Below are 13479 nucleotides of genomic sequence, written 5' to 3'. Positions count from 1 at the left end.
ACAGCGATAGGCTGGCCGTTCCACAGGGTCACGATGCACTCAGCCTGATCCAGCAGCCATTTAGCGTTCTCGCCAACCGCTTTCTCATCGGCAGCCAGCTGCTCGAAGGTCTGGTTATTCATGAAGTGGTAGAACTCACCGTCGTTGTAGAGGTAAGTCAGGTTCATATCTACAACGTCTGCGCCTTCAGCGGAGTCGGTAGATTTGAAGGTTTTCTCAACGCGGGTGCCAGTCAGCAGACGGCGCAGCTTAACGCGGGCGAAAGCCTGGCCTTTGCCTGGTTTAACGAATTCACTGGCTTCAACCGCATACGGTTCGCCATCCATCATGATTTTAAGACCAGCACGAAAATCGTTGCTATAGTAAGTCGCCATAAGGCCCTCTGAAATTGATAACTGGTAGCTAAGCCACAAAATGGCGCATATTGTAACCCTAAATACCCCATCCAGAGAAGATTGGTTAGTACAACTTGCCGATGTAATTACCGATCCGGATGAACTACTGCGTCTGTTAAATATAGACGCCGATGAAAATCTGCTCGCAGGAAGGGCGGCGAAACGCCTGTTTGCCCTGCGTGTCCCCCGGGCGTTTGTCGCGCGGATGGAGCGGGGAAATCCCAACGATCCGCTGCTAAGACAGGTACTTACCTCGCAGGAGGAGTTTGTTGCCGCCCCCGGATTCAGCACCGATCCGCTTGATGAGCAGCATAGCGTTGTCCCCGGACTGCTGCATAAATACCGTAACCGCGCCCTGCTGCTGGTGAAGGGTGGCTGCGCGGTAAACTGTCGCTACTGCTTCCGCCGTCACTTCCCCTACGCCGATAATCAGGGCAACAAGCGTAACTGGCAGGCTGCACTGGATTATATTTCCGCGCATCCTGAGCTGGATGAGATCATCTTCTCCGGCGGCGATCCGCTGATGGCAAAAGATCATGAGCTGGAGTGGCTGTTGACCCAGCTGGAGGCTATTCCGCATGTGAAGCGTCTGCGCATTCACAGTCGGCTGCCGATTGTGATCCCGGCGCGTATCACCGATACGCTGGCATCACGCTTTGCCCGCTCGTCACTGCAGATCCTGCTGGTTAACCACATCAATCACGCTCAGGAGATTGATGCCTCGTTTCGTCAGGCCATGACGACGCTGCGCGCCGCGGGCGTGACGCTGCTTAACCAGAGCGTGCTGCTGCGCGGCGTTAACGACAGTGCCCAGACGCTGGCGGATCTCAGCAACGCGCTGTTTGATGCGGGTGTCATGCCCTACTACCTGCACGTGCTGGATAAGGTTCAGGGCGCGGCGCATTTTATGGTGACGGATGATGAAGCCCGCCAGATTATGCGCGAGCTGTTGACGCTGGTATCGGGCTATATGGTGCCACGCCTGGCGCGGGAGATCGGCGGCGAGCCGAGCAAGACACCGCTGGATCTGCAGCTACGCCAGAGTTAAACCCGTAGGCCGGGCAAACGCAGTGCCGCCCGGCGTTGCAGCTAATCAATTCGGGCACTTATAGACCTGGCCGTTCATTTCGCTGGCGGTCGGAACAAAGCTCGACATAAAGCCTTGGGTAGGACTGGTGACGCTGTAGAGAACGTTGCCACCCATCTCGGCGGCGTGGTTACGCAGCGATATGGCCGCGCCGCGCATGGAGCCACCCTCTTCACCATGCTGGCCAGAGAGCCAGTTGCTCTGCTTGCCCGTGGCGGTGCCAATATAGTGGCACTCCGCGCCCGGCTTATCTTCCACAAAGCGAACGCTCTGCCCGCCTGCGGTTAAGGTATTGCTGGAACTACAGCCTGCCAGCAGCAGTGCCGCACCTACGATCCCTGCAGAAACTTTTATGCGCATTTTCTTCCTCGTTCTTATCAGCTGGACACAACCTGTCCGTGTCTAAACCTTATACTAAAAAGATGACCAAAAGAAAAACCCCCGGACATTTCTGCCCGGGGGTTTCTCTTTATTTCTGCGAGGTGCAGAACAACATGATTACATCATGCCGCCCATTCCACCCATGCCGCCCATACCGCCAGCGCCGCCTAAGTCAGGTGCGTCAGCTTTCGGCAGGTCGGTCACCATGCACTCGGTGGTGATCATCAGACCGGCAACGGAGGCCGCGTACTGCAGAGCAGAACGGGTCACTTTGGTCGGATCCAGGATACCCATGTCGATCATGTTGCCGTACTCTTCGGTCGCAGCGTTGTAACCGTAGTTACCGTCGCCCGCTTTCACGGTGTTGGCAACAACAGACGGCTCTTCACCGCAGTTGAGCACGATCTGACGCAGCGGTGCTTCCATTGCGCGCAGCGCAACTTTGATACCGACGTTCTGATCTTCGTTCTGACCTTTCAGATCGGCGATTTTGCTGGCAACGCGGATCAGCGCTACGCCACCACCGGCAACCACGCCCTCTTCAACCGCAGCACGGGTAGCATGCAGGGCATCTTCAACGCGGGCTTTCTTCTCTTTCATTTCAACTTCGGTAGCAGCACCGACTTTGATTACCGCTACGCCGCCTGCCAGTTTCGCTACGCGCTCCTGCAGTTTTTCACGGTCATAATCGGAGGTCACTTCTTCGATCTGCTGACGGATCTGAGAAACACGACCCTGAATGGCCGCTTCTTCACCCACGCCATCGATGATGGTGGTGGTGTCTTTGTTGATCACAACGCGTTTCGCCTGACCCAGGTCTTCCAGGGTCGCTTTTTCCAGCTCCATACCGATCTCTTCAGAGATTACGGTACCGCCGGTCAGAATAGCGATATCCTGCAGCATGGCTTTACGACGATCGCCGAAGCCCGGTGCTTTCACCGCAGCCACTTTCACGATACCGCGCATGGTGTTAACCACCAGGGTCGCCAGCGCTTCGCCTTCAACGTCTTCAGCGATAATCAGCAGCGGCTTGCCAGCTTTGGCAACGGCTTCCAGCACCGGCAGCATTTCGCGGATGTTGGAGATTTTTTTATCAGCCAGCAGGATGAACGGGCTTTCCAGTTCGATGGAGCCTGTTTCCGGCTTGTTGATGAAGTAAGGGGAGAGGTAGCCACGGTCAAACTGCATACCTTCTACAACGTCCAGCTCGTCCTGCAGGCCGGTGCCTTCTTCAACGGTGATAACGCCCTCTTTGCCCACTTTCTCCATCGCCTGCGCGATCAGAGTACCCACGGTTTCGTCGGAGTTAGCAGAGATGGTGCCTACCTGAGCAATAGCACGGGAGTCAGAGCACGGTACGGAGAGGGTTTTCAGCTCTTCAACGGCGGCGATAACAGCCTTATCGATACCGCGTTTCAGATCCATCGGGTTCATGCCCGCAGCAACGGCTTTCAGGCCTTCGGTGATGATGGACTGAGCCAGTACGGTTGCAGTGGTGGTACCGTCGCCCGCAGCGTCGTTCGCTTTGGAAGCCACTTCTTTTACCATCTGCGCGCCCATGTTCTCGAACTTGTCTTCCAGCTCGATTTCACGCGCAACGGAAACACCGTCTTTAGTAATGGTCGGTGCACCGAAAGATTTATCCAGAACGACGTTACGGCCTTTCGGGCCCAGGGTCACTTTCACTGCATCTGCCAGCACGTTCACGCCACGCAGCATTTTCACACGGGCGTCGTTACCGAATTTTACGTCTTTAGCTGCCATTTTCTTTTTCCCTTAAATTCGTATGGTTCAGTTCGCGCGTGGATTACGCTTCAACAATTGCCAGAATGTCGGATTCGGGCATGATCAGCACTTCCTGATCGTCGATTTTTTCTGCTTTCACGCCGTAGCCATCGTTGAAAATAACGATATCGCCGACTTTCACGTCCAGCGGCTGCACAGATCCGTTTTCGAGAATACGGCCTTTACCGACAGCGATGATTTCGCCACGAGTAGATTTACCAGCAGCACTACCGGTCAGAACGATGCCGCCAGCTGATTTAGACTCGACTTCTTTACGCTTGACGATGACACGGTCATGTAGTGGACGAATACTCATTGATAGCTCTCCTTTGAGAAAGTCAGTATCGGTTATGGATGACGCCGGTTCCTTTTCTCTTCCCGGCTGGTGACGAGAGAGATGGGGATGGGTTTTTACCCCTTCAAGGGGCCAACGAAAAAAAATTTATGAAAGTGTTACCATCATCGCTCTTTGGACAGGGGCAGGATAATAATAGATGAGTGGCTTAAAACAGGAGCTGGGACTGGCTCAGGGCGTGGGGCTGTTATCAACCTCACTATTAGGTACCGGCGTGTTTGCCGTGCCTGCGCTGGCAGCGCTGGTGGCGGGCAACAACAGTCTGTGGGCGTGGCCGGTACTGATCGTGCTGGTTTTCCCCATTGCGATTGTCTTTGCCCTGCTCGGGCGGCACTTTCCCAGCGCGGGCGGCGTCGCCCACTTTGTCGGTATGGCGTTTGGCCCGCGCCTGGAGCGCGTCACGGGCTGGCTCTTTCTGTCGGTGATCCCGGTGGGGCTGCCTGCCGCGCTGCACATTGCCGCGGGCTTCTGGCAGGCGCTGTTTGGCTGGCATGGTCCGCTGCTGCTGATGGCCGAGCTGGGCACGCTGCTGCTGGTGTGGGCGGTGGGGACACGAGGGGCCAGCTCCAGCGCTAATCTGCAAACCCTGGTCGCTGCCCTGATCGTGGCGCTGATTGCCGCCGTCTGGTGGTATGGCGATCTCACCGTAAATGAGATCCCCTTCCCTGCTCCGCTGGACGTCGACGCCTCCGGGCTGTTTGCCGCCCTGTCGGTGATGTTCTGGTGCTTCGTCGGTCTTGAAGCATTTGCCCATCTGGCCTCTGAATTTAAACGTCCGGAGCGGGATTTCCCCCGCGCACTGATGATTGGTCTGCTGCTGGCCGGCTTCGTCTACTGGGCCTGCACGGTGATTGTGCTGCATTTTGACGCTTACGGCGTCGATCGTGCTGCGGCCGCCTCGCTGCCGGGCATTGTAGTGCAGCTGTTTGGTGAGAAGGCGCTGTGGGTCGCCTGCGTGATCGGCTACCTGGCCTGCTTCGCCAGCCTCAACATCTACATTCAGAGTTTCGCCCGCCTGGTTTGGTCCCAGGCGATGTACAACCCGCAGGGTCGCCTGGCACAGCTCTCAAAACGTCAGATCCCCTTTAACGCGCTGAATGCGGTACTGCTCTGCTGCGTTATCAGCACGTTGGTTATCTACGTGCTGGAGATCAACCTCGACGCGCTGATTATCTACGCCAACGGCATTTTCATTATGATCTATCTGCTGTGCATGCTGGCGGGGTGTCGTTTACTGAAGGGGCATTACCGGGCGCTGGCAGCGTTGGGTGGCCTACTCTGTCTGCTGCTGCTGGCGATGGTGGGCTGGAAGAGCCTCTACGCCACTATTATGCTGGCGGCGCTGTGGTGGTTTTTACCCAAACGCGCCATCGTGCATTAAAAACAAATGTAGGCCCGGTAAGCGAAGCGCCACCGGGCAATAACACTTATTTATCGTCTTTATGATCGAGACGGTCGCGCTGGTCATCCTTGCGCTGGTACTCACCGTCAAAGGTCTGGCCGCCCTGGCTCCCGGTGCTAAATCCGCCGCCCGGCATCCGGGAGAAGCGCAGATGCGGAAGCAGGCGCAGAGTCAGCAGCTTCTGCACCGGCGGCAGGAGCAGCAGCAGGCCGAGCAGATCGGTAAAGAAGCCCGGCAGCAGGAGCAGCAGTCCGGCAATCATCAGCGACACGCTCTTAATCATCTCCGCCGCGGGACTCTCTCCGGCGGCCATCTTCTGCTGCATCAGCAAAATGTTTTTAAAACCCTGGTTACGCACCAGCGACATGCCGATGACCGAGGTAAAGATCACCAGCACCAGCGTGAGCAGGACGCCAAAGACATGGGCGACCTGAATAAAAATCGAGATTTCAATGTAAACATATAAAAATATTGCAATTAGCGGTATCCAGCGCACTGGCGTCTCCTGTAGGTTTGCGACGTGCATCCTGTTGAGATGGTGCTTAATAGTAATAATTCAATAGGATTGCACGCCAGGTTTCCAGAAAATCTCTGGCCGGTGATGCATTTCACAAATCATTAAAACTAATGCAACGACTAAGATAATAAGTGATCCAGATTACGGCATTTCGCTATCATCAGCATATGATCCCGGGTACGTGGCCGATTAAGGAAATAATCGTCGGTCAGCAAACACACAAAACCCCAAACGTACTGTGTGTTTAGTACATTCATTCGCAGCTTGAAAAAGAAGGTTCACATGTTAAACAGCATTCGTATCGAAGAAGATTTGTTGGGCACAAGGGAAGTACCAGCGGACGCTTACTACGGCATCCACACTCTGAGAGCGATTGAGAATTTCTACATCAGCAACAGCAAAATCAGCGACATCCCTGAGTTTGTGCGTGGCATGGTGATGGTAAAGAAAGCCGCAGCGCTGGCGAATAAAGAGCTGCACACCATTCCCAAAAGCGTGGCGAATGCAATCGTCGCCGCATGCGATGAAGTCCTGAATAACGGTAAATGCATGGATCAGTTCCCGGTCGACGTCTATCAGGGCGGCGCGGGCACCTCTGTGAACATGAACACCAATGAAGTGCTGGCAAACATCGGCCTCGAGCTGATGGGTCACCAGAAAGGCGACTACCAGTACCTGAACCCGAACGATCACGTTAACAAGTGCCAGTCCACTAACGACGCTTACCCGACCGGTTTCCGCATCGCGGTCTACGCCTCTATCGTTAAGCTGGTGGACGCCATCAACCAGCTCGGGGAAGGCTTCCAGAACAAGGCCGTTGAGTTCAAAGACATTCTGAAAATGGGCCGCACCCAGCTGCAGGATGCGGTGCCAATGACGTTAGGCCAGGAGTTCCATGCCTTTAACGTCTTGCTCAATGAAGAGACACGCAACCTGCTGCGCACCGCCGAACTGCTGCTCGAGGTGAACCTCGGCGCGACGGCGATCGGCACGCGTCTGAATACCCCGGACGGCTATCAGCAGCTGGCAGTGCAGAAGCTGGCAGAGGTGAGCAACCTACCGGTGGTGCCGGCGGAAGATCTGATCGAAGCCACCTCCGACTGCGGCGCGTACGTCATGGTCCACAGCTCGCTGAAGCGTCTGGCGGTTAAGCTCTCTAAAATTTGTAACGACCTGCGCCTGCTCTCTTCCGGCCCGCGTGCTGGCCTGAATGAGATCAACCTGCCGGAGTTACAGGCTGGCTCCTCTATCATGCCCGCCAAGGTAAACCCGGTGGTGCCAGAGGTGGTGAATCAGGTCTGCTTCAAGGTTATCGGTAACGACACCACGGTGACGATGGCTTCCGAGGCCGGTCAGCTACAGCTCAACGTAATGGAGCCGGTCATCGGCCAGGCAATGTTTGAGTCGATCCACATCCTGACCAATGCTTGCTACAACCTGCTGGAGAAATGCATCAACGGCATCACCGCCAACAAAGCGGTATGTGAGAGCTACGTTTATAACTCAATTGGCATTGTTACCTATCTCAACCCGTTCATCGGCCACCACAACGGCGATATTGTTGGTAAAATCTGTGCCGAAACGGGCAAGAGCGTGCGTGAGGTCGTTCTCGAGCGCGGCCTGCTGACCGAGGCGGAGCTGGATGATATCTTCTCAGCGCAAAACCTGATGCACCCGGCCTATAAAGCAAAACGGTATACGGATGAGAGCGAACAGTAACCTCTCAACCGGGTAAGACCTCAAAGGCACGTCAGCGATGACGTGCCTTTTTGTTTGTAGACGCTACTAAAATTCAACAAATCAATATCAACTTGTAAACACTTCAAGGAAGCCAACTATGTTTGCTGCGGAACTTGTGATTGTCCTGCTGGCGATATACCTGGGTGCCAGACTCGGCGGTATCGGCATCGGTTTTGCCGGTGGGCTTGGCGTGCTCGTCCTGACGCTCTTCTTCCAGATCAAGCCCGGCGCGATCCCCTTTGACGTTATCGAAATCATCATGGCGGTGATCGCTGCCATTGCTGCCATGCAGGTCGCCGGGGGGATGGACTACCTGGTCAGCCTGGCGGAGCGCCTGCTGCGCCGCCATCCTAAACACATCACCTTCCTTGCGCCGCTGGTAACCTGGTTTATGACTATTCTCGCCGGTACCGGACACACCGCGTTCTCTACGCTGCCGGTGATCACCGAGGTGGCAAAAGAGCAGGGCATCCGTCCCTCACGCCCGCTCTCTATCGCCGTGGTGGCCTCGCAGATCGCCATCACCGCCTCGCCCATTTCAGCGGCGGTGGTGTTTTTTGCCGGGATCCTTGAACCGTTAGGCGTCAGCTACCTGACGCTGCTGGCGATCTGCATTCCAGCAACCCTGATCGCCATCATGCTCACCGCCGTGGTATGCAACTTCCTCGGCGCTGAATTAAAGGACGATCCGGTCTATCAGGAGCGGTTGGCCAAGGGCGAAGTGAAGCTGCGTGGTAATCAGGTTTTCCAGCTCAAGCCGCACGCTAAACGCTCGGTGATGCTGTTCCTGATCGGCATTGTCGCGGTGATGGTCTATGCCACCATCATCAGCCCGACGGTGGGCCTGATTACCAAGCCGGTGCTGCCGCGCAACGAGGCGATAGTGGTGTTTATGCTCACCATCGCCACGCTGATCTGCCTGAGCTGCAAGGTAGATACCGGCGAGATCCTCAACGCCGGAACTTTTAAGTCCGGGATGAGCGCCTGTATCTGCGTGCTGGGCGTGGCCTGGCTCGGGGACACCTTCGTGAAGAGCCACATTGAGGATATTCAGAGCGTGGCGGGTGATCTGCTACACAGCTATCCGTGGCTGCTGGCGGTAGTGCTCTTTTTTGCCGCTACCCTACTCTACTCCCAGGCCGCGACCACCAAAGCGCTGATGCCCGCCGCACTGCTGCTCGGCGTCAGCCCTCTAACCGCCATCGCCTCATTCGCCGCCGTGTCGGCGCTGTTTGTGCTCCCCACCTACCCAACGCTGCTGGCGGCAGTAGAGATGGACGACACCGGCTCGACACGCATCGGCAAGTATGTCTTCAACCACGCCTTCTTGATCCCCGGCGTGATCGCCATCGCCCTCTGTGTGATTTTGGGCTTCGTTATTGGCGGCATCCTGTTGTAAATGTCATTAAAATCGGGCTGCCTGGCGGCCCGGTTGATTAATCCCCAGCCAGCGGCGTGCTATAGTGCCTTTTTTCGTCTGATACGAGATTGCCGATGAATACGCCTGATGCTGTCGTTGTGCTCTGTACCGCCCCGGATGAAGCCACCGCCCAGGACCTGGCGGCCAAAGTGCTGGCGGATAAACTCGCCGCCTGCGTCACCATCCTGCCCGGTGCCACCTCGCTCTACTACTGGGAAGGCAAGCTGGAGCAGGAGTACGAGGTCCAGATGCTGCTGAAAAGCACCACCGCGCACCAGGAGGCGCTGCTGGCCTGCCTGAAATCGCACCATCCGTATCAGACCCCTGAACTATTAGTGCTGCCCGTCGCACACGGAGACAACGACTACCTCTCATGGCTCAACGCATCCTTACGCTAATCCTGCTGTTTTGCAGTACGTCCGCCTTTGCCGGGCTATTTGACGCGCCCGGCTCCGCGAAGTTCGTTCCCGCTGACAGCGCATTTGCCTTCGACTTTCAGCAAAACCAGCACGACCTGACGCTCAACTGGCAGATTAAAGAGGGCTACTACCTCTATCGTCAGCAGATCAACGTGACGCCCGCACAGGCGGATATCGCCCCGCTCCAGCTCCCACAGGGCGAGAGCCACAAAGACGAATTCTTCGGCACCAGCGAAATTTATCGCCAGCGGCTTAGCCTGCCGGTAACGGTGCGTTCGGCCAACAAAGCGGCGACGCTGACCGTAACCTACCAGGGCTGCGCGGCGGCGGGCTACTGCTATCCGCCAGAGACTAAAGTGATACCGGTTAGCGAAGTACTGCCGCTGGCGCAAAGCGTGCCGAATGATCCAGCGCCGACCGCAACCTCTCTGCCCTTCTCGGCGCTGTGGGCACTGCTGATCGGGATAGGCATTGCTTTTACCCCTTGCGTGCTGCCGATGTATCCGCTCATCTCCGGCATCGTGCTGGGGGGCAAAGCGCGTCTCTCCACCGGACGGGCGTTGCTGCTGACCGTACTCTACGTGCAGGGCATGGCCCTCACTTACACTGCGCTGGGCCTCGTTGTGGCCGCCGCCGGGCTACAGTTTCAGGCAGCTCTTCAACATCCGTATGTCTTGATCGGGCTGTCGGTGATTTTCACCCTGCTGGCGCTGTCGATGTTTGGTCTGTTCACGCTCCAGCTGCCGTCGTCTGTTCAGACGCGCCTGAGCCTGATGAGCAATCGCCAACAGGGCGGCTCCCCGGTCGGCGTCTTTGCGATGGGGGCAATTGCCGGGCTGATCTGCTCCCCTTGCACCACTGCCCCGCTCAGCGCCATCCTGCTTTATATTGCCCAGAGCGGTAACCTGTGGCTCGGCGGCGGCACGCTCTATCTCTATGCGCTTGGCATGGGTATCCCGCTGATCCTGGTGACTCTGTTTGGCAACCGCCTGCTGCCAAAAAGCGGCCCGTGGATGGAGCAGGTCAAAATCGCCTTTGGTTTTGCGATCCTCGCCCTGCCGGTCTTTTTGCTGGAGCGTATATTAGGCGAGACGTGGGGCCTGCGCCTCTGGTCGCTGCTTGGCGTAGCCTTTTTCAGCTGGGCATTTATCACCTGTTTAGGCGGTACCCGCCGCGGGATGCGTGTGCTACAGATCGTCCTGCTTGGTGCGGCGCTGGTCAGCGCGAAGCCGCTGCAGGACTGGGCGTTTGGCGTCAGCGCCTCCGCCCCGCAGACGCACCTTAACTTTACCCGCATCGCCAGCGTGGAGGGGCTAAACCAGGCCCTGGCGCAGGCCAGGGGTAAACCGGTGATGCTTGATCTCTACGCCGACTGGTGCGTAGTCTGTAAAGAGTTTGAGAAGTACACCTTCAGCGATCCGCAGGTACAGGCGGCGCTGAAGGAGACGGTGCTGCTCCAGGCGGATGTCACCGCCAACAGCCCCGAGGATGCCGCCCTGCTTCGCCATCTTGGCGTGCCGGGCCTGCCGACAATTCTGTTCTTTGATGCCCAGGGCAATGCGCAGCCAGCGCAACGGGTGGCAGGATTTATGGATGCGGAAGCCTTTAGTAGACATTTGCGCAATCGCCAGCCATAAACTACACCAGGAGTGGAAAAATGGTTCTAAAAACGCAGGAGAACACCGTGCAACGTGAAGACGTCTTAGGGAAAACATTGCAGTGGCTTGAGATCGAAGGCCTTGCTGCCACGACGCCCGAAATTATCGCCGAACGTCTTAATTATCCATTGGACGAGTTTTTGCGCTTTTGGCCCGATAAAGAGGCGCTGCATTACGATGCATTGCGTCACCTGAGCCAGCAGGTTGATGTCTGGCGCAGAAAGATGCTGCTAGAGGACAAGCTCAGCAAAGAGCAGAAGCTGCTGGCCCGTTATGGGGCGCTAACCGAGTGCGTCGCCAACAACCGCTATCCCGGCTGCCTGTTCATTGCTGCATGCACCATCTATCCGGACCCGGCTCACCCTATTCATCAGCTGGCGGATCAACAAAAGCGCGCAGCGTACGCCTACACCCACGAGCTGCTGACGTCGCTGGAAGTCGACGATCCGGCTATGGTTGCCAGGCAGATGGAGCTGGTGCTGGAGGGCTGCCTCAGCCGGATGCTGGTCAACCGCAGCCAGGCAGACGTTGATACCGCCTACCGGCTGGCAGAGGATATTCTGCGCTTTGCCCAGTGCCGCCAGGGCGGCGCGCTGACCTGATATCAGAGCAGCAGCCCTGCCCACGCGGAGATCAACAGGCACAGCGCCATCGCCCGCTGAAACCAGATTAGCGAGGCGGGGGTGCGAAAAATACGGTTTACCGCTCTGCCGCAGAACGCCCAGACGATCAGGCAGAGCTGGGAGATGATTAGAAACAGAAGCGCCATCACGGCAATCTCCCGCAGTGGATGCGCCCCATTGGGCGCAAACAGGCTCACCACCGCCAGCGCCATCATCCAGGTTTTGGGGTTAATCAACTGTAACATTGCCGCCGCCCGGACGCTAAAAGGGCGCTGCGCCTCTCCGCCCAGCTCCGCAGCGGGAGCACGAAACAGCTGCCAGCTCATCCAGCTGAGCCACAGCACCCCCGCCCAGCTCAATCCGGTACGTACCAGAGGATACTGGCGCAGTATCTCTCCCGCGCCCGCCCCGGAGACCAGCACAATCAGGCTGGCAGCCGCACAGCCGCTCACCACCGCTGGCAGCGTCGCCTTTACGCCAAAGCGCTGGCTGCTGGACAGCACCAAAATATTGGTAGGACCGGGGGTTATTGACGCCACGAAGGCAAACAGCATAAACGGCAGATAGACATAGAACATATTCACAGGCAGGACTCCTTATTATCGTTGTCCTGACTGTCGCGTTATTTCATCGTCGCGTCTGGAAGATTTGTGCATAAGCTGCGGTAGCGCGCCGGAGAGAGGCGGTAGGCCCGCTGGAACCAGCGTCCGAGGTGGCTCTGGTCAGCAAAGCCCAGCGCCGCCGCAACGCTGGCGGGCTGCTCTCCTTTTGCCAGCATGGCGCGGGCGCTCGCCAGCCGGAGCTGGATCAGCCAGGCGTGGGGCGAGAGGTTAAACTCGCGCTTAAAACAGCGCGTAAGGGTGAAGCGATCGGTGCCGGTCTCCCGCGCCACGTCGTCCAGGCCAATGTTGTCCCCCCGGTGAGCGTAGAGATAGTCCCGCGCCCGATGAGCAATAGCCGCGCTCTGGCGCTGCGCCGAGAGCCGCTTGCGCCACTGGCAGTGGTGCGTCAGCTGGTTGAGCAGGCCATCCATCATGCCCTGCTGCACGATGCGCATCTCGTCGTTGTGCAGCGTAAAAAAGGTTTGAGCGATAGTATTCACCAGCTGCGGCGCGCGGGCGATAGTCTGGTCAAAGTGCAGCGAGTAGCTTGAGGGCGTGGCGTCGTACAGTCCACGCAGGGTGTCGCTCAGCCAGCGTTCGTCGAGATAAAACGTCAGGTAGGTAAAGCCGCCCTCTACCGGTGCGTCGCCATCGTGGATCTCTCCCGGCTCGAGCAGAAAAGCGTCCCCCGGCGTGCTGCGATGGCGCTCGCGACGGCAGTGAAACTGCTGGGTTCCGGTCAGGGTGATGCCCACCAGGTAGCTGTCATGCCAGTGCGGATCGAAGGCATGGCCCTCAAAGTGCGCGCGGATGGTTTCGATGCCGGTATCAGCATGCTGCCGCAGCTCCAGCCAGTCTGCCATATCAACCTCCTGAATAATTCCCGAGTGTAGCATCAATCATTCAGCATGAAAGGTCTGGAAGATTTGTGCAGGTCGGCGTAAAAGCGTCTGAGATTGCGGCAAACTGCCGCAAAGTTAAGCAACTGAACGCGATTAACGGAAATTTGATTGACGATGTTGGGCAATCAAGGTTTAATACGCCCCGTTGCCCGGATAGCTCAGTCGGTAGAGCAGGGGATTGAAAATCCCCGTG

The 13479-nt window shown here is 57.3% G+C and carries 14 protein-coding genes; 7 read left to right on the top strand and 7 right to left on the bottom strand.

All coding sequences use genetic code 11. From position 1 onward, the window contains the following. A partial coding sequence (locus tag RTM13_RS20040; protein WP_312214499.1) for an elongation factor P occupies nt 1-374 on the bottom strand: 374 nt, incomplete at its 3' end. Between the two features lie 40 nt (nt 375-414). Here RTM13_RS20040 and epmB point away from each other — a divergent pair. Further along, complete coding sequence (gene epmB, locus RTM13_RS20035) at nt 415-1443, top strand: EF-P beta-lysylation protein EpmB (protein WP_312214497.1); 1029 nt, start codon at nt 415-417, stop codon at nt 1441-1443. A gap of 45 nt (nt 1444-1488) precedes the next feature. Here epmB and RTM13_RS20030 read toward each other — a convergent pair whose 3' ends face one another. The 3 genes from RTM13_RS20030 to RTM13_RS20020 all read right to left on the bottom strand — a co-directional run bounded on the left by RTM13_RS20030 (nt 1489) and on the right by RTM13_RS20020 (nt 3964). Continuing rightward, a complete protein-coding gene (locus tag RTM13_RS20030) occupies nt 1489-1842 on the bottom strand; it encodes a DUF4156 domain-containing protein (RefSeq protein ID WP_312214495.1) in 354 nt (117 codons plus the stop codon). Nucleotides 1843-1980: 138 nt separating this feature from the next. Further along, nucleotides 1981-3627 (bottom strand): chaperonin GroEL, encoded by a 1647-nt coding sequence (groL, locus tag RTM13_RS20025; protein ID WP_312214494.1) that lies wholly within the window; start codon nt 3625-3627, stop codon nt 1981-1983. Between the two features lie 43 nt (nt 3628-3670). Then, nucleotides 3671-3964, bottom strand: a complete 294-nt coding sequence (locus RTM13_RS20020) for a co-chaperone GroES (RefSeq protein ID WP_312214492.1) — start codon at nt 3962-3964, stop codon at nt 3671-3673. Between the two features lie 178 nt (nt 3965-4142). Here RTM13_RS20020 and yjeH point away from each other — a divergent pair, with 178 nt between their 5' ends. Further along, entirely contained in the window at nt 4143-5384 is a 1242-nt protein-coding gene (gene yjeH / locus RTM13_RS20015) for an L-methionine/branched-chain amino acid transporter (RefSeq protein WP_312214490.1), read from the top strand. 46 nt (nt 5385-5430) lie between these two features. Here yjeH and RTM13_RS20010 read toward each other — a convergent pair whose 3' ends face one another. After that, entirely contained in the window at nt 5431-5901 is a 471-nt protein-coding gene (locus tag RTM13_RS20010; protein WP_312214488.1) for an FxsA family protein, read from the bottom strand. Nucleotides 5902-6204: 303 nt separating this feature from the next. On the opposite strand from RTM13_RS20010, the gene aspA reads away from it, so the two are divergent. From aspA to RTM13_RS19985, 5 genes are all read left to right on the top strand, one after another. Beyond that, nucleotides 6205-7641 carry an aspartate ammonia-lyase gene (gene aspA / locus RTM13_RS20005; protein WP_312214486.1) on the top strand — a complete coding sequence of 479 codons (1437 nt, stop codon included), beginning with the start codon at nt 6205-6207 and terminating at the stop codon, nt 7639-7641. 118 nt (nt 7642-7759) lie between these two features. Next, on the top strand, nt 7760-9061 hold the full coding sequence (locus RTM13_RS20000) for an anaerobic C4-dicarboxylate transporter (RefSeq protein ID WP_312214484.1): 1302 nt from the start codon (nt 7760-7762) through the stop codon (nt 9059-9061). A 95-nt stretch (nt 9062-9156) separates the two neighbouring features. Then, nucleotides 9157-9480 (top strand): divalent cation tolerance protein CutA, encoded by a 324-nt coding sequence (gene cutA / locus RTM13_RS19995; RefSeq protein ID WP_312214482.1) that lies wholly within the window; start codon nt 9157-9159, stop codon nt 9478-9480. Further along, on the top strand, nt 9456-11138 hold the full coding sequence (locus tag RTM13_RS19990) for a protein-disulfide reductase DsbD (RefSeq protein ID WP_312214480.1): 1683 nt from the start codon (nt 9456-9458) through the stop codon (nt 11136-11138). The genes cutA and RTM13_RS19990 overlap by 25 nt, the downstream gene beginning before the upstream one ends. Before the next feature lie 47 nt (nt 11139-11185). Continuing rightward, nucleotides 11186-11761, top strand: a complete 576-nt coding sequence (locus RTM13_RS19985) for a transcriptional regulator (RefSeq protein ID WP_312214503.1) — start codon at nt 11186-11188, stop codon at nt 11759-11761. A gap of 2 nt (nt 11762-11763) precedes the next feature. On the opposite strand, the gene RTM13_RS19980 is transcribed toward RTM13_RS19985, so the two are convergent. Further along, a complete protein-coding gene (locus RTM13_RS19980; RefSeq protein ID WP_312214501.1) occupies nt 11764-12360 on the bottom strand; it encodes a LysE family translocator in 597 nt (198 codons plus the stop codon). 44 nt (nt 12361-12404) lie between these two features. Beyond that, nucleotides 12405-13247: an AraC family transcriptional regulator gene (locus tag RTM13_RS19975; RefSeq protein ID WP_312214479.1), complete on the bottom strand. Its 843-nt coding sequence runs from the start codon at nt 13245-13247 to the stop codon at nt 12405-12407. Nucleotides 13248-13479 lie beyond the last annotated feature (232 nt).

The sequence above is a fragment of the Pseudescherichia sp. genome (assembly GCF_031979925.1).
Classification (GTDB): domain Bacteria; phylum Pseudomonadota; class Gammaproteobacteria; order Enterobacterales; family Enterobacteriaceae; genus Pseudescherichia.
This window is presented reverse-complemented; position numbering and strand designations above follow the sequence as displayed.